The sequence below is a fragment of the Halegenticoccus tardaugens genome (assembly GCF_004116405.1).
Classification (GTDB): Archaea; Halobacteriota; Halobacteria; order Halobacteriales; family Haloferacaceae; genus Halegenticoccus; species Halegenticoccus tardaugens.
On record NZ_SDIC01000001.1, the window covers coordinates 273,879 to 295,861 of the forward strand.

At 66.9% G+C, this 21,983-nt stretch carries 19 protein-coding genes, 1 tRNA gene and 1 pseudogene; 7 read left to right on the forward strand and 14 right to left on the reverse strand.

The features are described from left to right. Positions 1–22 precede the first annotated feature (22 nt). On the reverse strand, positions 23–1,921 hold the full coding sequence (locus C3L37_RS01445; RefSeq protein WP_129112840.1) for an ABC transporter ATP-binding protein: 1,899 nt from the start codon (positions 1,919–1,921) through the stop codon (positions 23–25). 177 nt (positions 1,922–2,098) lie between these two features. Between C3L37_RS01445 and C3L37_RS01450 the strand changes: the two genes are divergently transcribed. After that, positions 2,099–2,587, forward strand: a complete 489-nt coding sequence (locus C3L37_RS01450) for a hypothetical protein (protein WP_129112841.1) — start codon at positions 2,099–2,101, stop codon at positions 2,585–2,587. 31 nt (positions 2,588–2,618) lie between these two features. Here C3L37_RS01450 and C3L37_RS01455 read toward each other — a convergent pair whose 3' ends face one another. From C3L37_RS01455 to C3L37_RS01475, 5 genes are all read right to left on the reverse strand, one after another. Beyond that, on the reverse strand, positions 2,619–3,896 hold the full coding sequence (locus C3L37_RS01455; RefSeq protein ID WP_129112842.1) for an ABC transporter ATP-binding protein: 1,278 nt from the start codon (positions 3,894–3,896) through the stop codon (positions 2,619–2,621). After that, entirely contained in the window at positions 3,889–5,007 is a 1,119-nt protein-coding gene (locus C3L37_RS01460; protein WP_129112843.1) for an ABC transporter ATP-binding protein, read from the reverse strand. Before C3L37_RS01460 ends, C3L37_RS01455 begins: the two co-directional genes overlap by 8 nt. After that, on the reverse strand, positions 5,007–6,032 hold the full coding sequence (locus tag C3L37_RS01465; RefSeq protein ID WP_129112844.1) for an ABC transporter permease: 1,026 nt from the start codon (positions 6,030–6,032) through the stop codon (positions 5,007–5,009). The genes C3L37_RS01460 and C3L37_RS01465 overlap by 1 nt, the downstream gene beginning before the upstream one ends. A gap of 2 nt (positions 6,033–6,034) precedes the next feature. Continuing rightward, complete coding sequence (locus tag C3L37_RS01470) at positions 6,035–7,033, reverse strand: ABC transporter permease (protein WP_228546074.1); 999 nt, start codon at positions 7,031–7,033, stop codon at positions 6,035–6,037. Positions 7,034–7,123: 90 nt separating this feature from the next. Next, positions 7,124–8,764: an ABC transporter substrate-binding protein gene (locus C3L37_RS01475; protein ID WP_129112845.1), complete on the reverse strand. Its 1,641-nt coding sequence runs from the start codon at positions 8,762–8,764 to the stop codon at positions 7,124–7,126. Positions 8,765–9,149: 385 nt separating this feature from the next. Here C3L37_RS01475 and trmY point away from each other — a divergent pair, with 385 nt between their 5' ends. Next, positions 9,150–9,746, forward strand: coding sequence for a tRNA (pseudouridine(54)-N(1))-methyltransferase TrmY (gene trmY, locus C3L37_RS01480; protein WP_129112846.1), 597 nt, complete (start codon positions 9,150–9,152; stop codon positions 9,744–9,746). A 51-nt stretch (positions 9,747–9,797) separates the two neighbouring features. On the opposite strand, the gene C3L37_RS01485 is transcribed toward trmY, so the two are convergent. Continuing rightward, the gene (locus C3L37_RS01485) at positions 9,798–11,042 is read right to left on the reverse strand and encodes a cation:proton antiporter (protein ID WP_129112847.1); all 1,245 of its coding nucleotides are present in this window, start codon (positions 11,040–11,042) and stop codon (positions 9,798–9,800) included. A gap of 594 nt (positions 11,043–11,636) precedes the next feature. On the opposite strand from C3L37_RS01485, the gene C3L37_RS01490 reads away from it, so the two are divergent. The 3 genes from C3L37_RS01490 to C3L37_RS01500 all read left to right on the forward strand — a co-directional run bounded on the left by C3L37_RS01490 (position 11,637) and on the right by C3L37_RS01500 (position 14,301). Further along, complete coding sequence (locus C3L37_RS01490) at positions 11,637–13,829, forward strand: cation:proton antiporter domain-containing protein (protein WP_129112848.1); 2,193 nt, start codon at positions 11,637–11,639, stop codon at positions 13,827–13,829. Positions 13,830–13,913: 84 nt separating this feature from the next. Continuing rightward, positions 13,914–13,986: transfer RNA gene (locus C3L37_RS01495), tRNA-Pro, on the forward strand. A gap of 108 nt (positions 13,987–14,094) precedes the next feature. Next, positions 14,095–14,301 carry a hypothetical protein gene (locus C3L37_RS01500; protein ID WP_129112849.1) on the forward strand — a complete coding sequence of 69 codons (207 nt, stop codon included), beginning with the start codon at positions 14,095–14,097 and terminating at the stop codon, positions 14,299–14,301. A 43-nt stretch (positions 14,302–14,344) separates the two neighbouring features. Here the strand turns inward: C3L37_RS01500 and C3L37_RS01505 are convergent, their stop codons facing one another. The 4 genes from C3L37_RS01505 to C3L37_RS01520 all read right to left on the reverse strand — a co-directional run bounded on the left by C3L37_RS01505 (position 14,345) and on the right by C3L37_RS01520 (position 18,042). Next, positions 14,345–14,746 carry a type II toxin-antitoxin system VapC family toxin gene (locus C3L37_RS01505; RefSeq protein ID WP_129112850.1) on the reverse strand — a complete coding sequence of 134 codons (402 nt, stop codon included), beginning with the start codon at positions 14,744–14,746 and terminating at the stop codon, positions 14,345–14,347. A 3-nt stretch (positions 14,747–14,749) separates the two neighbouring features. Continuing rightward, positions 14,750–15,016: an AbrB/MazE/SpoVT family DNA-binding domain-containing protein gene (locus tag C3L37_RS01510; RefSeq protein ID WP_129113383.1), complete on the reverse strand. Its 267-nt coding sequence runs from the start codon at positions 15,014–15,016 to the stop codon at positions 14,750–14,752. Positions 15,017–15,150: 134 nt separating this feature from the next. Beyond that, entirely contained in the window at positions 15,151–17,535 is a 2,385-nt protein-coding gene (locus tag C3L37_RS01515; protein WP_129112851.1) for a cation:proton antiporter domain-containing protein, read from the reverse strand. A gap of 267 nt (positions 17,536–17,802) precedes the next feature. After that, positions 17,803–18,042 (reverse strand): hypothetical protein, encoded by a 240-nt coding sequence (locus C3L37_RS01520; protein ID WP_228546075.1) that lies wholly within the window; start codon positions 18,040–18,042, stop codon positions 17,803–17,805. 146 nt (positions 18,043–18,188) lie between these two features. Between C3L37_RS01520 and C3L37_RS01525 the strand changes: the two genes are divergently transcribed. Continuing rightward, the gene (locus C3L37_RS01525) at positions 18,189–19,457 is read left to right on the forward strand and encodes a sulfatase (RefSeq protein ID WP_129112852.1); all 1,269 of its coding nucleotides are present in this window, start codon (positions 18,189–18,191) and stop codon (positions 19,455–19,457) included. 100 nt (positions 19,458–19,557) lie between these two features. Beyond that, the gene (locus C3L37_RS01530) at positions 19,558–19,896 is read left to right on the forward strand and encodes a CHY zinc finger protein (protein WP_129112853.1); all 339 of its coding nucleotides are present in this window, start codon (positions 19,558–19,560) and stop codon (positions 19,894–19,896) included. A 37-nt stretch (positions 19,897–19,933) separates the two neighbouring features. Here the strand turns inward: C3L37_RS01530 and C3L37_RS01535 are convergent, their stop codons facing one another. The 3 genes and pseudogenes from C3L37_RS01535 to C3L37_RS01545 all read right to left on the reverse strand — a co-directional run bounded on the left by C3L37_RS01535 (position 19,934) and on the right by C3L37_RS01545 (position 21,855). After that, positions 19,934–20,245, reverse strand: a complete 312-nt coding sequence (locus C3L37_RS01535) for a hypothetical protein (RefSeq protein ID WP_129112854.1) — start codon at positions 20,243–20,245, stop codon at positions 19,934–19,936. Positions 20,246–20,618: 373 nt separating this feature from the next. After that, positions 20,619–20,924: pseudogene (locus C3L37_RS01540) on the reverse strand (lycopene cyclase domain-containing protein); the annotation flags it as partial. 79 nt (positions 20,925–21,003) lie between these two features. Beyond that, a complete protein-coding gene (locus C3L37_RS01545) occupies positions 21,004–21,855 on the reverse strand; it encodes a UbiA family prenyltransferase (protein WP_129112856.1) in 852 nt (283 codons plus the stop codon). Between the last annotated feature and the right edge of the window lie 128 nt (positions 21,856–21,983).

The following is a 21,983-nucleotide window of genomic DNA, read 5'->3' on the forward strand; positions in this document are numbered from 1 at the left end:
TCGCTTCCCGCACCCGAGTCGCTCACTCGCCGTCGCGCGCCCGATCCGCCATTCGGTCGAGCAGCGCCGGGTCCGCGCGGTCGAGGTCGCCGGCCTGCACCGCCCAGAGCGTCGCGTACAGCCCGGAGAGCGCGACCAGTTCGTCGTGGGTCCCCCGTTCGACGACGCGCCCCTCGTCGAGCACGAGGATCTGGTCCGCGCTCCTGATCGTCGAGAGCCGGTGCGCGATGACGAACGTCGTCCGCCCGGCCGAGAGCCGCGAGAGCGCGCGCTGGATCAGCAGTTCCGTCTCGGTGTCGACGGCGCTCGTCGCCTCGTCGAGCACGAGGATCCGCGGCTCCTGCAGCATCGCGCGGGCGATGCTGATGCGCTGGCGCTGGCCGCCCGAGAGCTTCACCCCGCGCTCGCCGATTCGGGTGTCGTAGCCGTCGGGCAGGCGTTCGATGAACTCTCGCGCCTCCGCGGCCGCCGCCGCGGCGATCATCTCGGACTCCGTCGTCCCCGCCGCGCCGTACAGGAGGTTCTCCCGGACGGTTCCGTCGAAGAGGTACACGTCTTGCCCCACGTAGCCGACCGCGCCGCGCAGGTCGGAGAGCGCGAGGTCGCGCACGTTTACGCCGTCGATCCTGATCGCGCCCGCGGTCGGCTCGTACAGTCGGAGCAGGAGCTTCGCGACCGTCGACTTGCCCGCCCCCGTCGGTCCGACGAGCGCGACGGTCTCGCCCGGGTCGGCCGCGAAGCGCACGTCGCGGAGAACCGGCGCGCCGTTCGCGTACGCGAAGTCGACGCCGTCGTACTCGACCCGACCGTCGACCTCGTCGAGGGCGACCGCGTCGGGGGCGTCGGCGACGGTCACCGGAACGTCCGCGAGCCCGAAGATCCGCGCGGCGGACGCCCGCGCGTTCTCGTAGCTGTTTACGATCCGGCCCGCGCCGGCGAGCGGCGCGATGAACCGCTGGGTCATGAAGAGGAACGTGACGAACTCGCCGACGAGCAGCTCCCCCGTGAAGTACGGCGGCGGGCCGACGACGAGCCAGTAGCCGCCGACGAGGAACGTCGCGGCGAAGGCGACGCCAGCGAGCAGTTCCATGCTCGGCTGGTAGAGGTATTCGAGCTTCACGACCGCCCACGTCCGAAGGTAGTAGTCCCACGACGCCTCCGCGACCCGCGCCTCCTCGTACGCCTCCGTGTTCGAGGTCTTTATCACCTCGATGCCGGCGATGTTGTTCTCCAGTCGGGTGTTGAGGTCGCCGACGCTCGCCCGCAACGCCAGGTACAGCGGCCTGATCGTCCGCATGAACCAGACGGTGAAGGCGGTCAGAAGCGGCACGGCGACGAGCGTCACGATCGCGAGCTGCGCGTTGAGGTACAGGAGGATGCCCGCGATGGCGACGACCGACGCGACGAGCTGGATCGCGCCGCTGAACGAGTTGTCGAGGAACATCCGGAGGTTCCTGACGTCGCTGTTGAGGACGCTCAGCACCTGTCCCGTCTGCTTGTCGTCGAAGAAGGTCATGTCGAGCCGCTGCATCGCGGCGTAGGCGTCGGTCCGGACGGCGTGCTGGATCCGGTTCGAGTAGAGCGACAGCCCGATCCCCTGGAGCCACGCGAACGCGACGCCGAGGGCGAGCGACCCCGCGATGAGCGCCGCGGAGAGCCAGAGGAGTTCGGTGCGCCCGCTCGGGAGCCACGACGGCGGGACGAGCGGCAGTCGGTACGGGGCGCTCCCGTCGAAGACTGCGTCGATGGCGATGCCGAGCACCAGCGGCGGCACGAGGCCGACCACCCCAGCGAACAGGCTCGCGACCAGGCCCAGCGCGAACCAGCCGAGGTCGTCCCGCCCGTACTCGGCGAAGATTCGGAGCAGCGGATCGGCGTCGTCTCGGTACTCGTCGAAGGGGTTGGGAGCTTCGGAACTCATTCGGGCGGTGACGGGCTCGTTCGAGCGGTGGTGGATTCGTTCGGGCGGCGACGGACGCGGCGGAATCGACAGAACCCTTACGTCGGGTTAGGGTGGCGACGGATTTGAACTGCGCGCCGACCGTGCGGCCCGGGGGGAACCGACACGCGAATACGCGTCCGCCGCCTCGTCGCACGCATGCGCGCCGGAGGCGAACCGACCGACGACGCCGACCGACACGGATTCGACGAGAACCGAAGCTACCTCTCCGAGGCGCTCGGGAAGTTCGTCCCGCAGGCCGTCGCGCGGCGGGCGCTCTCGGTCGACCTCGACACCGACCGCGACCGCTACCGGCTGGGAGAGGCGGTCGAACTCACCGTCACGATCGCCAACCGGCTGCCGGTGCCGACGACCGTCGCGACGCCGCAGCGACAGCTCTGGGGGTGGACGGTCGACGGCGAACCGGAGGCGAGCGACGAGACGCGCTACGCGAGCGACGCGGCGGGGCAGCTCTCCTTCCGCGCCCGCGAGCGCAAGGTCGTCTCCGTGACGTGGTCCGGTCGGTTCAAGCGCGTCGGCGAACGGACGACGTGGGAGCTGCCCGAACCGGGAACGCACGAGATCCGGGCGTTCGTCGCGACGAGGCCCCCGAGAGCGGCCGACTCGGTAGAGATTCGAATCGAGTGAACCGCCGATAGCGGATCGAGCCCGACCGGCGTCAGTCCGCGGGCTCGGACCGGTGGAGGTGGCAGCCGGCGTAGTGTTCGCCGTCGCCGAGCTCGGGGTCGACGTAGTAGGACGGCTTCTCCTCGGCGCAGATGCTCGGCTCCTCGAACGACTCCTTGAGACGGGTCGCCGCTCGCTCCCAGTCGTCCGCGAGCAGCGCGGCGATGCTCTCGTCGACCACGTCCGCCGCGTCCCCGCGCGGCTCGGCGTCGGCGAAGAACTCGGCGCGGATCCCCCGCTCGCTCGACGGCTCGAATGTCCGGCGGTCGACCGCCCGCACGAACCGGCGAACGTTCGCCCACTCGGCGTCGGTCAGGTCGTACTCGTCCGGGGCGATGAGCTTCGGACACCGCGTCCGGAACCGACAGCCCGACGGCGGATCGATGGGCGAGGGAACGTCGCCTTCGAGCACGCCGCGCCGACCCGTCGCCCGCGGGTCGGGAACCGGGATCGATCCGAGGAGCGCCTCCGTGTAGGGGTGCTGGGGATTCTCGAACAGCTCGTCCGTCTCGGCGAGTTCGACGAGCTGGCCGAGGTACATGACGGCCACGCGGTCGGAGATGTGGCGGATGACGGAGAGGTCGTGGCTGATGAACAGGTAGGTGAGGCCGAACTCCCGCTGGAGCTCGCGCATCGTGTTCAGCACCTGCGCCTGGATGGAGGCGTCGAGCGCGCTTGTCGGCTCGTCGCAGACGATGAAGTCCGGATTCACGGCGAGCGCGCGCGCGAGGTTGACGCGCTGGCGCTGGCCCCCCGAGAACTGGTGCGGGTAGCGGTTGTAGTGTTGCGGGTCCAACCCGACCTTCTCCAGCAGCTCGCGGACGCGCTCCTCTCGTTCGCCCCGGTACAGACCGTGGGCCTTCATCGGCTCCTCGACGATGGGACCGACCTTCATCCGCGGGTCCAGGCTCGACTGGGGGTCCTGGAAGATCATCTGCATGTCCTCGCGGCGCTTTCGGACCTCCCCCGCGGGGAGCTCCGCGAGGTTCTCACCCTTGAAGTACACCGCGCCGTCGGTCGGTTCGAGGAGCCTGAGGACGGTCCGCGCGAGCGTCGACTTCCCGCAGCCGGACTCGCCGACGAGCCCCAGCGTCTCGCCCGCCCGGATGTCGAAGGAGACGTCGTCGACGGCCTTCACCTTCGGCTTCGGGAAGAAGCTGCTGAGGAAGCCGCTACCCTGACTGAAGTGCTTGGTCAACCCCTCGACTTCGAGGAGCACCTCGCTGGATTCGACCTCCTCGCGCTCCTCCCGAGTCACGACCTCACTCATCGGCCTCACCCCGCGCTTCGACGAGGCCGCCGCCGAACGCGCCCGTCGCCTCCGTTTCGAGCGGGTCCGAATCCTCGTACCCGATCTCCTCGTACTTCACGCACGAGACGCGGTGCGGCGGCTCGGTCTCGCGGCTCACGTCCTGGTAGACCGGGTGCGCCCGACGGCACACCTCGCGCGCGTCGGGACACCGGGTGTGGAACCGACAGCCCGGCGGGGGGTTGATCGCCTCCGGCATCACCCCCCGTATCGGATCGAGTTCGTCGACCGTCCGGTCGGGCCGGGGGATCGACTGGAGCAGCGCTTCGGTGTAGGGGTGTTTCGTCTCGTAGAACAGGTCGTCGACCGTCGCCTGTTCGACGATCTCCCCGAGGTACATCACGCTCACCCGGTCGCAGATCTCGGCGACGACGCCCAGGTCGTGGGTGACCCAGAGGAAGCTCGTGTCGTACTTCTCCTGGAGGTCCGCCACGAGGTCGAGGATCTGCCCCTCGACGGTCACGTCGAGCGCCGTCGTCGGCTCGTCGGCGATGATGAGGTTCGGCTCGCAGGCGAGCGCCATCGCGATCAGCACCCGCTGGCGCATCCCGCCGGAGAACTGGTGCGGATAGTTCCCGTAGCGCTCTTCGGGCTCCGGAATGCCGACCTCGCGGAGCATGTCCACGGCGATCTCCCTCGCCTCCTCGTCCGAGACGTCGCGGTTGAGTTCGATGAACTCCCGGAGCTGTCCGCCGACCGTGAACACCGGGTTCAGAGACTCCATCGGGTCCTGGAAGATGATCGCGATCTCCTTGCCGCGGATCTGCGTCCGCATCTCCTTTTCGCTGAGCATCTCCGGCGACCGGCGGCGCTCGCCGTCCGGCCCCTCCTCGAAGTCGATGAGGAGCTTGTCCTTGTAGCGGACCGTGCCGCCGACGATCTCGCCCGGCTCCTCGACGAGCCGCATGATCGAACTCGTGGCGACGGACTTGCCCGCGCCCGATTCGCCGACGAGCCCCACGAGTTCCCCCTCGTTCACCTCGAAGCTGATGCCGTCGACGGCGCGGACGGTACCCTCTTCTGTGAAGAACTGTGTCTGCAGGTTTTCGACGGTGAGTAGTGGTTCGGTCATCAGTTGTTGATCCGTGGGTCGAGTGCGTCTCGCAGGCCGTCGCCGAGCAGGTTGAAGCCGACCACCGTCACGAGGATCGCGATCCCTGGCCAGATGCTGAACCAGGGGTTCGGAAGCATGTACTGCCGAGAGTCGGCGAGCATCTGCCCCCACGACGGCGTCGGCGGCTGCGCGCCGTAGCCGAGGAAGGACAGTCCCGCGATAATGAGGATGTTGATCCCCACCTGCAGGGTCGCCTGGACTAACACGGGTGCGAAACTGTTCGGGATGATGTGCCGGAAGATGATGTTGCGGTCGCGTACGCCCGCCGCGCGCGCCGCCTCGATGAAGTCCTCCTCGCGGACCGAGAGCACTCGCGAGCGGATGAGCCGCGCGAAGGTCGGAATCGTCGCGATCCCGACGCCGATCATCGCGTACATCAGCTCGCGACCGAAGGCGGCCATGAACGCGATGACGAGCACGAGGAACGGGATCGCAAAGAGCGTCTCCGCCGCGCGCATCAGCGCGTCGTCGATCCAGCCGCCGTAGTAGCCGGCGACCGCGCCGACGAGCGTCCCGAGGATCATCGCGATTCCGGTCGAGACGATCCCGACGGTGATGGCGATCTGCGTGCCGTAGAACAGCCGCGACAGGATGTCTCGGCCGCGGTCGTCCGTCCCGAGCGGGTGTTCGAGCGTCCCCGGCTGGTTCGGGTACAGCTCGTTCGTCAGGAGGTACGGCGGCCGCAGAGTCTCCGCCTGCTCGCTCAGCGGGCTGTACCAGAACGTCTCCGCGAGCCAGTACTGCCGTACGCCGAGATTCGCGAAGAAGGCGTAGTCGGAGAGGAAGCCGAAGACGGTGCTGTCGACGAACGCGACGAACGCGACGACGGTCGTGACGACGATGATGAAGAGCCCCGCGATCGCAGTCGGGTCGCGCCGGACCTGCGAGAGGGTGTACCGGAGCCCGACGCGGGCCTCGACCTTCTCCTCCGCTTCGCCGTCCTGCACGTCGAACTCGGTCGATGTGGATGTGTTCGTTGCCATGGTCAGTCAGTGTCCTCGTAGGAGACCCGCGGGTCGACGTACGCGTACGAGAGGTCGGTGACGATGACGCCGACGACGAACACGACGCCGAACATGAGCGTCGTCCCCATCACCAGCAGGTAGTCCTGGTTGTTGATGGCCGTGATGATGAGCCGGCCCATCCCGTTTATCGAGAAGACCGTCTCCGTGAGGACGGCTCCGCCGAGCGCCTGCGTGAGCTGCAGTCCGACGATGGTGATGAGCGGTAACTGAGCGTTTCGGAAGGCGTGTTTCCGGAGGATCTTCGTCTCCGAGACGCCGTACGCGCGGGCGAGTTTCACGTACTCCTGTCCGAGCACTTCGAGCATCGAGGAGCGCTCGATGCGGGTGAAGGCGGCCATCTGGAGCGTTCCGAGCGTGATCGTCGGGAGGACGAGGTGGTCGAACGCCACCAGGACGACCTGGAACTGCGTGCTCGCGTTTTCGACGTTGGCCGGGTCGGCCCACGGCATCACGAGGCCGGTCGACGGGAAGAGCTGAATCTGGTACGAGAACAGGATGATGAGCATCAGCCCGATCCAGAACGAGGGTGTGCTCACGCCGAACAGCGCGACGATTCGCGAGACGTGGTCCGTGGGCTTGTTGCGCCGCTTCGCCGAGATGACGCCGAGCGGGATGGCCGTCACGAGCGCGAACGTGAAGCTCGACGCGAGCAAAAGCAACGTGACCGGCAGCCGTTCGAGCACCTTCTGCGTGACCGGGACGCCGTAGTAGAGGCTCTCGCCGAAGTCCAGCCGGATCACGTCGAACAGGTAGTTGACGTACCTGACGTAGAGCGGCTGATCCAGCCCGAACTTCGCCCGGATCGCGGCGGCTTGCTGTGCGCTCGGAGACGGACCGAGCATGATACTCACGGGATCTCCCGGGATCGCGTCGGTCAGGAGGAACGTGATCGTGACGACGCCGAGCACCACCGGAATCGCCTGTAGCAGGCGGACGATAGCGTATCGGAGTCTGCTCACCGGTCACGCTCCCCGCGTTCGGTGCGCCTCCGCGGTCGTGTGTTGTCGGTTGTCGAATACATGCGTGCCGAATGGCTTCGTCGCCGAAGCCTACTTTTCGAGCGAGACGTTGTTGTGGTTGCTCGTGATGTGGAAGCTGTCCACCGGGTGCGATGCGAAGTCCTTGACGTAGTTCTTCACGCCGAACCCGTTCTTGAGGTTGTACGCGGGCAGGTGGGCGCGGTCTTCGAGGACCATCGTGATCCCCTCTCTGTAGAGCTGCGTTCGCTCCTTCTCGTCGGCGGACTCGCGCGCGTCGATGAACATCTGCGTCGCCTCCTGGCCGCGGTCGCTGGACTCGGCGTAGTAGGTCCCGTCGGTCACGCCGAGGGTGTCCTCGGTCTGGCCGAACATGTAGTAGGTGAACGCGTCGGGGTCGGGCGACCCGGACCAGCCGAGCGTGTACATGTTGTAGTCGGACTCGTCGCCGGAGACGTACTGTTCGAGGAACGCGCCCCAGTCGAGCCGCTGGACGGACACGTTGTCGAACCCGGCCTCTTTGAGGCCGTTCGACACCGTGACGCCGATGTCCTCGCGCTTGTCGTCCGGCGGCACGATGATCCGCCACTCGTAACTGCGGTCGACGCCCGCCTCGTCGAACAGCCGCGTGGCCTCGTCGATGTTTCTCCCGTGGGGGATCTGCTCCCACTCGTCGACCGGCATGTCCCAGTCGCTGGCGATAGACTCAGGGAGCGGGCTGTACTGCCTGACGCCCGTCGGTTCGACGTAGCGCTCGACGGCCTGATCCATGTCGAAGCAGTAGTCGACCGCCTCGCGGACCGCCGGATCGGCCGTCGGGCCCTCGTTGCAGTTGAACGCGAGGTAGAAGTACCCGACCCCCGGTACCTCGTCGATGCTCGCGTCGTCCATGTTGCGGACCGTCGAGTACGACTTCGGCGGGATCTCCTCGATGACGTCGTTCTCGCCGTTCTGGAGGGTCGTCACGCGCGTCGTCGACTCCTCGACCGGCACGAACTCGACCTCTTCGAGGTTCGGCTTGGTGTCGCCCCAGTAGTCCTCGTGGCGTTTGATCAGGACCCGCTGGCCTTCCTGCCACTCGACGAACTCGAACGGGCCGGAGCCGACCGGCTTCTGGTTGTTGAACGCGTCCTTGTCGTTTTCGCGGACGGACTGGGGGACGATCGACCGCGTCAACGACGTCATGAACGCGCCGTAGGGGTACGCCAGATCGAACTGCACCGTCGTTTCGTCGACGACGGTGATCGAGTCGATCATGTTCACCTCACTCGCGTTCTCCGTCTCCTCCTTGACCGGCGCTTCGAACGAGTACTTCACGTCCTCCGCGGTCACCGGGTCACCGTTGTGGAAGGTCGCGTCGCCGGTCATCTCGACGACGTACCTGCTGCCCTCGTTGGACATCTCGGGTTCGCCCGTCGCGAGTCCGGGGACGATTCCGATGTCGTCGTCGTACTCGTAGAGGCCCTCGAAGATGTTCTGCGCGACCTGATCCGACGGGACGTCGTTGAGGACGACCGGGTCGAACTCCAACGGGCTCTTCACCTGTGCGATCCGAAGCTTGTTCGAGCCGCCGCCGCCACCGCCGCCGCCGCCACCGCCGCCGGGTCCGCCGCTATCGGTACAGCCGGCCAATCCGATCACGCCGGCCGCGCCGAGGCCTTGAAGCACTCGTCGCCGCTTCACCGTCGTTTCGTTCTGCACGTTTTCAGGCATTCGTTATCACAGTCCTTGGGGAAGGATACACACACTGTATCGTCGTTAAATAAATATCCTGCGATTGGTTTTCCTCTTCCACCGACGAATGGGCGAATTGTGTACGCGTACGGTTTATATCGAAATGAGTGGCTGTACGTATTCTTATTGATAGTACGTTATGAATTATACGAACTATCGACGAGCGTGCAAGATTGGATCGGCGTCGGCACCGTTACGATCGTCGATCCCTAAAACCGTCGACCGACCGCTCGTTCGTGGCGCGACCACGGACCCGAGCGCACCCGCCCGACGGCGGTTCGGCAACGCTCCCGAGGACCGGCAGACGCGGCCGCCCCCGTCCGAAAGTGAACAGAGCCATCTTCCTGCGCTCCCGACGCTCGGTATGCGCCAGTTCATCGTCCTCGGACACGACGCGCCGACGACCCCCGATTTCTCGCTCGACGACCTCGCCGGCGGCGCGGGCCGCCTCGACGTGCTGTGTCGCTGCGTCAACTCGGCGTTCTTCCTCTCGCACGCCATCCGCGAGGACGTCCGCGTCCACCTCGTGCTCCGCGACGAGTTCACCGTCGCGTTCGAAGGGGGCGAACTCAGGCGGTTGAATCCGGACGAGCGCAGCACCGCCGCGCTGATTCGGAAGGCGCTGGAGGCCCGAGACGAGGCGATCGGCCACGTCGCCGCCGAAAGCAGCCCCGGGGTGACGATCCGGCGGACGGGCTTCGAGACGACGCTCGCCGACGCGGCGGCCGGGTCGACCGTCGTCCAGCTCCACGAGGAGGGCGAGCCGGTCGTCGACCTCGATCCCCCGGCCTCGCCGCTTTTCGTCCTCTCGGATCACCACGACTTCGCCGCCGACGAAGCGGCGTTCCTCTCGGAGGCCGCCGACGAGCGGATTCGCCTCGGTCCAAAGCGCCTCCACGCCGACCACGCGATCACGGTCGCGCACAACTACCTCGACACGGCGGGGTACGAGACGTACTGAGCGGCGACCGTCGACGGTGGATCGACCGCCGGTGGCGTCGCGTCCGGACGGTCAGTGCTTCGAAACGGACGACGGTTCGCCGTCGGCTCCGACCAGCTCGTCGGCCGCTTCGAGCAACCGCACGCCCCACGTCATCGTCGCCGGGACGAGCGCCGTCGTGAAGATGGCGATGAAGACGAGGATCGAGAACATCTGCTCGTCGATGATTCCCGACGAGAGTCCGATGGAGGCGATGATGATCTCGACGGTCCCGCGGCCGTTCATCCCGAACCCGACCACGAGCCCCTCGCGGGAGGTGAGCTTCGTCGGCAGCGCGAACAGCCACGAGCCGATGATCTTGCCCGCGAAGGCGACGGCGACGAGGAGCACGAGGAGAGCGAGGTTCTCAGCGAACACGGCGAACGAGAGTTCGAACGCGACGGTCACGAAGAAGATCGGGGCGAAAAAGCCCATCGCGAGGTCGTAGATGACGTCGTGCATGTGCTCGTACAACGACTCCTGGACGTCCGCCATCCGGAGGAACGCGCCGGCCATGAACCCGCCGATGATCATGTGGAGTCCGGCCAGGCTCGCCAACTCGGCGAACGCGAGCGACACGAGCAGCGCGAAGGTGAACGCGCTCGTCTTGTCGACGAAGCCGTACCGCTCCCGGAGGGCCTCGAGCTTCGACCACAACGGCGGCAGGAAGCGATCGCCGACGACGATCGTCACCGCGAAGAACGCCAGCGCCTTCCCGAGGATGACGCCCATGTCGAGCGGGTCGACGGAGCCGGCGTTGATGAACCCGATGACGCCGGAGAAGACGACGAGCACGCCGACGTCCGAAACGAGCGCCCCGCCGAGCAACACCTTCGCGATCCGGGTTTCGAGCAGGTCGAGGTCCGCGAGGATGCGCGACTTCGTCGCGAGCGACGTCGCCGCCATCGCGATGCCGAGGAACAGCGCCCCCTCCATCGGGACGCCGATCAACACGCCGCTCGCGTAGCCCATCCCGAACGGAATGACGAACGCGCCGACCGCGATCACGAGCGCCTGCGGTCCGAGGTCGAACAGGTCGTGCAGGTCGACCTCCATGCCGACGTAGATCATGAGCAGGAACACGCCGAGTTCGGACAGCACCGTGAGCACTTCCGACGGCTGCAGGACGCCGAGCAGCGGCGGTCCGAAGGCGATCCCCGCGAACAGCTCCCCCATCATGGCGGGATATCCGAGCCGCTCGGACACCGCGCCGAACACCCACGCGAACGCGAGCACCGACAGGAGTCCGAGGATGTCGATGGTCTCCGTTCCGACCATCTCAGACCCCCTGGCTCATGCTTTCTCCTTCACTCTCCGTCTCGGCCGATCCATTCTCGTTTTCGTTCGCGCTCATGATCTTACTTCCGTGCGCGTTCGTGATCTTTTCACCGTGAAGAACGAACGGCTGTCGGCGGTAGCGAGAGACGCAAACTGGAGCTCAACGGTAGAAACGCCTCAACCGCGCCGCTGTTTTTGCGTTTCAGGCGGAGGGTCTCCGCCTCTTCGGCTCAACGTGACGACCGGGGACGGATAAAGGATCCGATCCTTCCAGATTCCCGTGACGTCCTGCGAACGCGGTCAGTCGAATTTCTCCGTTCACCGATGCGAGACGGCCAATCCGCTCCGAAAAGAGGAACCGCATTAGTTAATGTACTTCAGGTCTGACCTGCTCTCACAGGTTCACGGGCAGCGACTATTCGAAACGGGAATATTTCGCGCCTGTGTTACGGGAAACGGAATAAGGTCCCCTACTCAGTGTCGAATGAACACGATAATCCCGATTGATACGGTCACCGCACAGCGTACGGCAACCTCTCGCTCGAAGCGGGTGAGGGGCGTTCTCGACCCCCCGGCGCGCGTGGAGGCTCGCAGATGACGACCGTCGTCGAGCCGCTCGGACACCACCAGCTGCTGCTGTTGTTCCTGCAACTCAGCATCCTGCTCCTGGTCGCGCGGGGGCTCGGCGTTCTCGCCACGAGGTTCGACCTGCCGGCGGTCGTCGGCGAACTCCTCGCCGGGATCGTCGTCGGACCGTCCCTCTTCGGGGCGATCGCCCCCGGGCTCTTTCAGGCCATCTTCCCGTTCACGACGGAGCAGTTCCACCTGCTCGAAGTCGTCTCGTGGATCGGCCTCATCATGCTGATCATCCTGACGGGGTTGGAGACGGACATCGACCTCATCGTCAACAAGGCCGAGGAGGCGACGTACATCTCGATCGCGAGCATCGTGGTCCCCTTCGCGATCGGGTTCGGTTTCGCGTGGGTCCTGCCGGTGGAGTTCATCGCCGCACCCGATCAGCGACTGGTGTTCAGCCTGTTCGTGGCGACGGCGATGAGCATCTCCGCCATCCCCGTCATCGCGAAGATCCTCATGGACATGGACGTGATCAGGCGCGACTTCGGCCAGATCACGCTCGCCGCCGGGATGATAAACGACACCGTCGGCTGGATCCTGCTCGCGCTCGTCGCCGGACTCGCCCGGACTGGCGCGCTCGAACTCGGCACGCTCGTCGAGACGATCATCTGGCTGGCGGTGTTTCTCGGCGTGGGGTTCACCGTCGGACAGCGCGCGGTCGCGTGGATCATGCGCTGGGTGGACACCAACATCGGCGGGCAGATCTCGAAGATCACGACGCTCATGGTGCTCGCGCTCGCCGTCGGGTCGTTCACCCACTACCTCCACCTCGAAGCGGTGCTCGGCGCGTTCGTGGTGGGGATCCTCGTCGGGCAGGTCAAACGCTTCGACTACGAGACGGAGCACACGTTCGAGGTGGTGACGATCGGCGTGTTCGCGCCGATCTTCTTCGCCACCGCCGGCCTGCGCGTCGATCTGACCGCGCTGTTCGACCCGATCGTCTTCGCCGTCACCCTCGGCGCGCTGGCCATCGCCGTCGTCGGGAAGTTCGTCGGCTCGTACGCGGGCGCGAAGCTGGCGGGGCTCTCCCACTGGGAGGGCGTGACCATGGGATCCGGGCTGAACGCCCGTGGGGCGATGGAGATCATCGTCGCGATCATCGGGCTCGGTCTCGGCGTCCTGACGATCGAGATGTACAGCATCATCGTCGTCATCGCCGTCGTCACCTCGCTCATGGCCCCGCCGCTCCTCCGGTGGTCGCTCTCGCACGTCGAGATGAGCGAGGAGGAACGAGAGCGGATCGAGCGCGAAAAGCGCCAACAGCAGAGCTTCGTCGCCAGCCTCAAGCGGGTGCTGCTCCCCACCCGCGGCGGCGCGAACACGCAGTTCGCGGCCCAGTTGCTCGGGTACATCTCCCGCGAGGAGGAGATCGAGGTGACCGGCATGTACGTCAGCGACGCGAACACCGACACGGACACGGCGGAAAGCCGCCTCGACCTGGTCAAAACGGCCTGGCAGCGAAATCAGAACGACGAGAGCGCCGGCATCTGGCGGAGCGTCGTCAGAGAGGTCAAAGACAGCATCACGGGAACCGTGCTGCGGGAGGCCAGACAGGGGTACGACCTCCTCGTGATCGGGACGAGCAAGATCGATCCGACGCAGGCTTCGGACGAACCGCTCTTCAGCAGCGTCGAGGACGCGGTCATCCAGGAGTCGCCGTGTCCGGTCATGGTCGTCAGCTCGCACCTCGAAACGGAGCCGGAGGAAACCATCGACCGGGTCGACGTCGACCGGATCCTGCTTCCGACGGTCGGGACGGAGTACAACCGCCACGCCGCCGAGCTCGCGTTCAGCCTCGCGCGCAACCGGAACGCGATCGTCGAGATCGTCCACGTGGTCAACCCGCCGCAGGTCGAGGATCTCTTCGTCGAACAGCCGGACATGGAGCCTGCGATCGAGATCGGCGAGGAGATCGTCGACCGGGAGGCCGATCTCGGCAGACAGATGGGTGCGGAAGTGAAGACGCGGGTCATCGTCGGGGAGGACGAACCAGAACAGGAGATCGTCGACCTCGCGGACGAGAACGGCGACGACCTGATCCTCCTCGGGAGCAACCTCCGGCCGATCACCCAGCGGGTGTTCTTCGGCCACCGGACCGAGTTCATCATCAAGAACGCCGACTGCCCCGTCGTGGTCATAAGCTCCCTGTGAACCGGGAGTCGGCGTGCGGTCGACGGACCTTCGACCGCACCGTTTCGGAAGCGTTAAACGACGACCCGCCGTTGTTCGACGTGCGGGCCGGTGGGGTAGCTTGGTATCCTTCGGCCTTCGGGTGGCCGTAACCGCAGTTCGAATCTGCGCCGGCCCACTTTTCCCGCATCGCAATACGAGGAGCGAAGCGACGAGTCTGCGGTGCGGGAAAATGGACGCCGGCGCAGATTCGAGGAGGGAAGTCGCAGCCCGGAAAGCGAACGAAGTGAGCGACCCGGAACGTCTTCCCGTGTTCGACATCTGCGCCGGCCCACCGGATACGATCGAAGAGCCGTTCCTTCTCGGAATGCTCGCGAGCTTCGGACGCTCCGTCGCGTACGTCGCCGTCAAGCGCGTCAACGGCAACGACATCGACCTTCTCGATCGGTCTCACGAGATGGCGGGCGAGAAAGCACACTCGGCGTCAGCGTAGGCGATCACCGATCGGTCGGGGCCGACACTTCGACTACGAGGCGTCACTCTTTGGAATACGTTTCCAGCGGGGTACGTTCGAGCCCGACAGTGTCGTAGTCCTTCTCGCTGGAAAGCACAGCCCCTTCACCCGTGGCAACGACGCCAGCGTGGAGGGCATCGAACGGGGTCATGTGGTACTCGTCGAGGAAGGCTGCCGCCGCGAGAACTGCGTCCTCATGATCTTCCGGAACGATGGGAACTATTTCGAGCAGGTTGGCGATCGCCCGTGGGACGTCGATCTCGTACTCGGCCTCTTCACGGTTGTAGAACAGCACCAGAACCTCAGCGTAGGCCAAGATCGACGTGTGAATGTCGTCGCGCTCTTCGAGGGCGCGGAGCGCTGGCTCACGAAGCCAGTCCTCGTCCTTCACCAGAGCCGTCAGGAAGTCCGTTTCAACGTACACAGGTCACTCCTCACGTCGCTGGGACCGACTCTCAGCTTCTTCCTGAACCTCTCGGGAGATAGCCTCTCGCGCTTTCTCTTTCAGCGCGTCCACACTTTCCCCCTCGAAGGCGTCACCAACGGCGGCACGGAGCCCCTCTAGCGGGTCCTCGTCGACGGGGAAGAGCGCGACGTGGCTAGGGAGTTCGACGATACGGTACTGGTCTCCGAATCGCTTTCGGACGTCTTTCGGGAGGTAGATCCGTCCCCTCTCATCCGTCGATTTCGACACGGCTACCTTCCACTTGTACGTGAACACGCTAAAAGCTTCCCGTGATTTCAAGTGTTTTCCCGTATGCGAGGAGTGGGCGCGGTCGCGCGGCTCTTCGATCCACTTCGGTTCTATCGAACGCCCATGAGCGCGTCTCACCGCGAACTGACGACCGCCACCGGGCAGGGTGCGTTGCGCGCGATGTACTCGACGCGGTGCCCGAAGAACGCCCGCCCCGAGAGCGGCCGGAGGTTGCTCCCGAGGACGACGAGGTCGTGGCCGCGTTCGTCCGCGAGCGCGACCACCTCCTCTTCGGGATCGGTTTCGCCGACGAAGACGCTCGTGCGCACGTCGACGCCCATCTCCCGGCCCAGATCCGCCTCGGCGTCGACGATCTCCTCGCCGAGTTCGAGGGACGAACGCATGTCGGGGCGGTCGGCGAACACCTCGTCGGACCGCGGCGGCGTGACGACGTGGACGAGTTCGACGGCCGCGTCGCACTCGCGCGCGATGGTGAACGCGACTTCGGCGGCGTGACGGGTGTACTCCGTTCCGACCGTCGGGACCAGGATCCGCCGGATCGGCTCCCGATTTTTGCGTTCGCGACCGCCGTCCGGCGGCCGTCGGAGGTTCGTGCTGACGACCATGACCGGACAGGGGGAATCGCGGACGACTTCGTCGACGGGGGGACTGAAAAGCGGCGCGTTCGCGCGGTCGCCCCGGTCGGCCACCCCGAGGACGAGAAAGTCGTACCCCCGCTCTGCCTCCGCCAGCACCGTCCCGCTCGCGTCGTCGGGCCGGCGGCGCACGAGCGTCCGCGTCTGCGCGTCCGGGAGGTCGAGCTGGAGGCGCATCAGGTCGAGACACCGCCGGGCGTCGCCGGGGGGTTCGTCGTCGGCTTCGGTCGCTCCGACGTCGGCGTCTTCGTCTGTACCGGAGCGACCGACGTCGCTCGCGTCCCCTCCGCCGGTACCGTCGTCTCCGCCGACGTCGTCGCGGCCGCCGTCGCTCCGCGACGCCGGGGGCGACGCTCCCCTCGCGCGGTCGGCGAGCGACCGGAGCCTGACGAGCGGGCTCCGAACCGCGGTCGGCCGTCCCTCGCCGCGTTCGACGTACATCGTCGTCACTTCGATGTCCTCCCCGCGGGTCAGGTAGCCGAGCAACTGGGCCGCGAACTGCGAGTCGACGCTGCACCGGGTCGGCAGGAGGACCTTCCGCATCCCGCCGACGAAGCTCCGCCGCTGGCGCGCCTCCCGTTCGAGTCGGGCGCGTTCCCCCTCCGACATCTCGATCCGGGGGAGCGCAAAGCGCATGATCGCCGGGGCCATGAGCGAGGTGACGATGGCGACCATCACGATGATGCTGTACATCTCGTTCGTGAGGATCCCCAGTCCGAGTCCGATGGTGGCGACGATGATCTCCATCGCCCCACGGGCGTTCATTCCGCCGCCGATGGCGATCCCCTCCCACCGCGACAGCCGGACGAGCCGCGACGCGCCCATGACGCCGGCGAACTTGCCGAAGCAGGCGACGCCGAGGACGACCAGCGAGACGGCGAACACCGTCGGGTCGAACAGGGCGGCCACGTCCATCCGCAACCCGGCGATCGCGAAGAACACCGGCGCGAACACGCCGAGCGTCACCACCTCGAACGTGTGCCGGGGCGAGTAACCGAAGCGTTTGACCTGCCCGACGAGGATCCCCACCACGAACGCGCCCAGAATCGCCTCCAGTCCGAGGTACTGGGTGATCGCGCCCGCGGCCAGCGCGAGCACCATGAGCGTCGTGACGAGCGCGGTCTCGCTCCCGACGGCGTTGTCGACGCGACGTAGCACGGTTTCGACGACCCGTCGACCCACGGTGAACGCGATCCCGAGGAAGACGACGACCGACAGGAGGGTCGTCACCGCCGAATCGACGTCGACGACGCCGCTCCGGGCGAGGCCCGCGACGGTGGCGAGGAGGATCCAGCCGATGGTGTCGTCGACCATGCCCGCCGCAAGGATCAGCTGCCCGATGTCCCGGCGGACGACCTCGAGTTCGATGAGCACCTTCGCGATGACGGGGATGGCGGAGATGCTCATCGCCGTCGCGATGAACAGGCTGAAGACGAGCCGCTGATCGGGTGACGCGATGAACTCCACGGGAAGATACCAGCCGAGCCCGAAGCCGGTCGCGAACGGAACGACGATGCCGCCCAGAGACAGCGCGGCGGCGGTCGGCCCCTTGCTCACGATGAGGTCGATGTCGGTTTCGAGCCCGGTGACGACGAGCAGCATGATGAGCCCGACCCACGAGACGATTTCGAGCAGGTGGAACTGCGCCTCGGCGACGACGAACAGCGACTCGTAGACCCCCGGCGCGACGACGCCGAGGACCGACGGGCCGAGGAGCACGCCCGCGAGGAGTTCCCCGACGACCGCGGGTTGGCCGACGCGGCCGAACGCCTCCCCGAGCGTCCGCGCGGTGACGAGGAGGACCAGGAGCTGGACGATGACGATCAGCAGTTCGTGGTGGCCGAGCGGCTCTATGACCTGCATCGGTCACCCGCGGCGTGCGTCGGCGAGGAGGCCGATCGGCGATCGGGCGGTCGACCTCCGGCGATCCGACGTGGAGTACGTGTCATGGTGGTGAGGGACTGGAAAATGGGGACCGAGATCCAGCCGACGGCGGCCGGGAGTCGTCGGAGGGCTGGATTCGGCTGCGCGCGTCTGTCGGTTCCACCTACGATCTCGCCCTATATGGCCGTTACGTCCGCCGGATTCGACGACGGTGCGCGACGAGCGGTCCGTCGACGCGGCATCGGGTCACTCCGAGAGGTAGCCGAGCGACTTGAGCCGATCCTGGACCTCGTCCTCGTCGACGGCCTCGAAGTCCTCCTCCGCCGTCGAGTCTTCGACCCGCGCCAGCACCTCCTCCAGGACGAAGGTGATGTACTGATCCGTCGAGTCGAACTCGCTGTGCGGCAGCCGACTTTCGACGCGTGAGACGATCCGAGACGGGAGCTCGACCGATTCGGTGGCGGCGGTCATCTGACGTTTTGTCACCGGGGTACCTCCCCGTCCGAACCACTTTGTTATCCAGCGGCTACTGCCGCTCCGTCCCGGGTAGGCGACGTCGGACGTCGGCCGTCTCGGCGCTCGAACGCAGTACTCGGCGCATAACAATGTCCCGACCGGCGTTCTATCGGTCAATGACCGAGCGGAAGGACGTCGTTCTGGTGACCGTCGACAGCTGGCGCGCCGACCACTGCGGGTTCATGGGGTACGATCGGGACGTCACGCCGACGCTCGATCGCCTCGTCGACGACGGGCTCGTGTTCGAGAACGCGATCGCCCCGGCCCCGGAGACGAACAGCTCCGTTTCGACTTGCCTCACCGGACAGTACCCGATCCACGAACTCGCCTCCGACGGCGTCGAGTACGCGGAGCGGATCCGCCACCACATGCGGGCGCGGCGGACGCTCCCCCAGCGGTTCCGCGAGATGGGCTACGAGACGGGGGCGTTCACCGCCAACCCGTGGACCTCGAGGTTTTACAACTTCGACCGCGACTTCGACTCCTTCGAGGACTTCATGGACGAGAACGTGTCGAGTTCGCTCATCAGCGACGGCCGGCAGGCGAGCGTCTTCGGCGACCTGTTCGTCCAGCTCCTGAACTGGTGGCAGGGACAGGACATGTTCATGGCGTGGGAGGCCTTCTACGACGACGTGCTGGCGTGGATCGAGCGGGCGGACAGCCCGTACTTCCTCTGGATCTTCCTCGTCGACGTCCACATGCCGTACCTCCCCCCGAAGGGCTACCGGTCGCAGTCGCGCCTCCTGACCCTTCCCGCCAACCTGTCGCTTTTCGCCGGCAAGACGGACGTACGGTTCGAGTCGCTGTTTCACGACGTGCTCGTCGGGGCGTACGACGACACGATCCGCTACACGGACGAGTTCTTCCGGCGGCTCACGGCCGACCTCTCGGACGTCGGCGACGGTCGGACGAACGGATCGAGCGACGAACCTCTCGTCGCGATCCACGCCGACCACGGCGAGGGATTCGGCGAGGGCGGCGTGTACGGCCACGGTCCGCGCGTCTCCGAGGAGACCCTCCACGTCCCGTTCGCGGTGTTGAACGGACCGACGGGGAGGGTGCGCCGCCCCTTCTCGCTCCGGCGGCTTCCGGAGTTCCTCCCGGCGCTCGCGCGGGGCGAGGAGTACGACGAGCTGCTCGACGGGCCCGCGCTCGCCCGCAACTACGACCCGGCGTTCGCTGTCCGCGGCGAGTCGTGGCGGTACGTCTGGCGGCCGGAGCGCGAACGCGTCGCGCTCAGAACCGACGACGGGTGGGAGGAGTCCGACCGGCCGGAACTGGAATCGATCGGCCGGGAGCTGGTCGAGTCGCACATCGAGTCCGAGCGCGAGCGCGGACGCGTGATGGCGGCCGCCGAGGAGCTCACCGCCGAGACGAGCCTCTGAGACGCGGCGGTTCGGCCCCGTCAGCCGACTGCGACCCCTCACGCTCCCTCCGCGTGCGGATCGCAAACGGCATTCCGGTTCCGCACGAACGCCGCCCACGATGGACCTCGATTCCCGGTTCGACGTTCCGCTCCGCGGCGTCGACGTCGACGACGAAACCCGGTGTGCGCACTACCGTACGGATCGAGACGTCGTCGCGATCAAGTTCGCGTGTTGCGGCGTCTACTACCCCTGCCACCGGTGTCACGAGGCGCTCGCGGATCACGACCCCGAACGGTGGGGCGCGGACGATCGCGACGAACCCGCGGTGCGCTGCGGCGTCTGCGGCGCGGAACTCGCCGTCGACGCGTACCTGACGAGTGGCCACCGTTGTCCGGATTGCGACGCGCCGTTCAACCCCGGCTGTGAGGCGCACCGGAGCCTGTACTTCGAGGTGTGAGGCGCTCGTCGGCGCGGGTGAGAACGCGAACCGATCGTCACCGCTCGTCTTCGACGACCGGGCGTCGGCCGAGACCGTCGCCTTCGACGGCGTCGATCGCCTCCTGCGCGGCGGCGGCCGCCCTCGCCGGGTCGCGGTAGGAATCGCCGAGGCCGACCTCGCGCTTCACCCACTCGTCGCTGCCGGTCGATCGCGTGTACACGTCGACCCACCAGTACACCTGCACGTGCCGCGAGAACTCGGTGATCGTGATCCGGACGGTCGAGGGATCGTTCAGGTAGTCGACGCTGCTATCCGTCGAATCGCACCGCCAGCCGGCCGGAAGATCGAGGTCGTAGGGGTCGAACATGGTTCGAGACGCGCCGACGCTCGGGCGTCGTGGCGGGCGTAGGTCGTGCGACGGTAAACGTCTTTCAGGAGCCGACTCAGAGACGGACGCCACGACGCCACGACGTGCTACTGGAAAGACAGTTCCGCTCTCGAAAACCCTATTTAGTTCCTCGCGCGTTCTCGGGACGCTTCTGTCCGCCCGCGACTGACCGTACCACGCACACGGAAGCACCACGACCGCGGCCGCGACTGCCGGCTGGTAGCGCGCGTCGCGGTTTCGATTCTCACGCGTCCCGCTCGCTCGGAGCCGCCGCCCGGTCGTCCGCGCTCGGCGCCCGGTCTCCGCCGTGGTCGTCCGCGCGCTCCGTCGCCGACGAGTCGGCGTCGGTCGGTTCGTCGAAGAGAAGGCGGAGGTTCTCGTGGACGCCGACGACCATCGCCGGGACGACGATCATGAAGACGTGCTCTTCGATCGGGATCCCGAGCAGTTCGACGCCCGTCCGGAGGGGAATCGCGAAGACGCCGACTTCGAGCGTGTACCAGTCCCAGACGTAGGCGATCGGGTACAGCGCGAGGACCGTCCGAGCGGCGCTTCGAAACGCGTCGGCCCGGTAGAGGAGGCCGGCCGTGATCGCCCCCCAGAACACCTCGGTCGCGAGGTACGTGTAGGGGCCGAGGACGCCGATGTCGGGTACCATACGGGACGTCCGGGCGGCGGACGCAAAACGTTACTGTCGGCCAGTGGATCCGCGAACGCCCGCGAGAACGTCCGACGGATCAGGCGAGCGGCTCGAACCACACCGCGACGACGAGCAGCGCGAGGAAGACGTACGAGCCGCGGATGAGGAGCATCGTCGCGAGGCGATCGTCCGCGCGGCGCGCGACGGCGGCGACGGCGGCGAACGCGACGGCGGCGAGCACCGAACTCGGCGGGAACACCGCGGCGACGGCGAACGCCACGACCGCGAGAAGCCCCGTCGCCATCAGGAGGTAGGCGGTCGTTCGGGCGCGCCGACGGCCGAGGACGACCGCGACCGTCCGCTTGGAGATGGATCGGTCGTACTCGTAGTCCTTCGCGTCGTCCACGACCTTGATCCCCGAGAGGATGACGACGAACACGGCGGCGAAGGCGAGCACGACCGGCGACAGCGACTCCGCCTGCACGTAGTGGCCGCCGACGAGCACGACGGCGATGCCGAGCGGGTAGCCCGTCGTCGCCGTCACGGGGTTCATGTCGAGTTGCGGCGCGTGGAGGTAGCCGATGAGCCAGCCGGGGAGCGTGATCGCGGCCGCCCCGAGGCCGACGAGCCACCAGAGCGCGCCGAGGACGAGGAAGAAAAGCGCCGTCGCGCCCGCGAGCGCGAGCCGACAGCCGACCGCGGTCAGCGGGTGGTCGTCGTCCTCGTCGCGGACGTAAAAGTCCACGTAGCCGTCCTTGACGTGCGCCGTGTAGAGGGCGCAGAACGCGGACCCCATGTGCAACAGGGCGAGACCGAGATCGAAACCGCCGGCGAGCACCGCGCCGAACGCCGAGGCGGCCAGCGGCGGCAACATGAACACGGGGTGGATCTGCGAGGCGAGCGCGCGGAGCGCGGCCGCGGGACCGGTGCCGTGCCGTGCGATCTCCATGGGATTCGTTTCAGCCGTCGTCGCAATAGGTGTTGTGCGCAACCGGCCGACGTGAAAACCGGCGGAGAACCGGCCGGCCCGCCTCGGGGGGTTCTTCGGACGACGCCGGCGACGAATGCCCGGCGGCG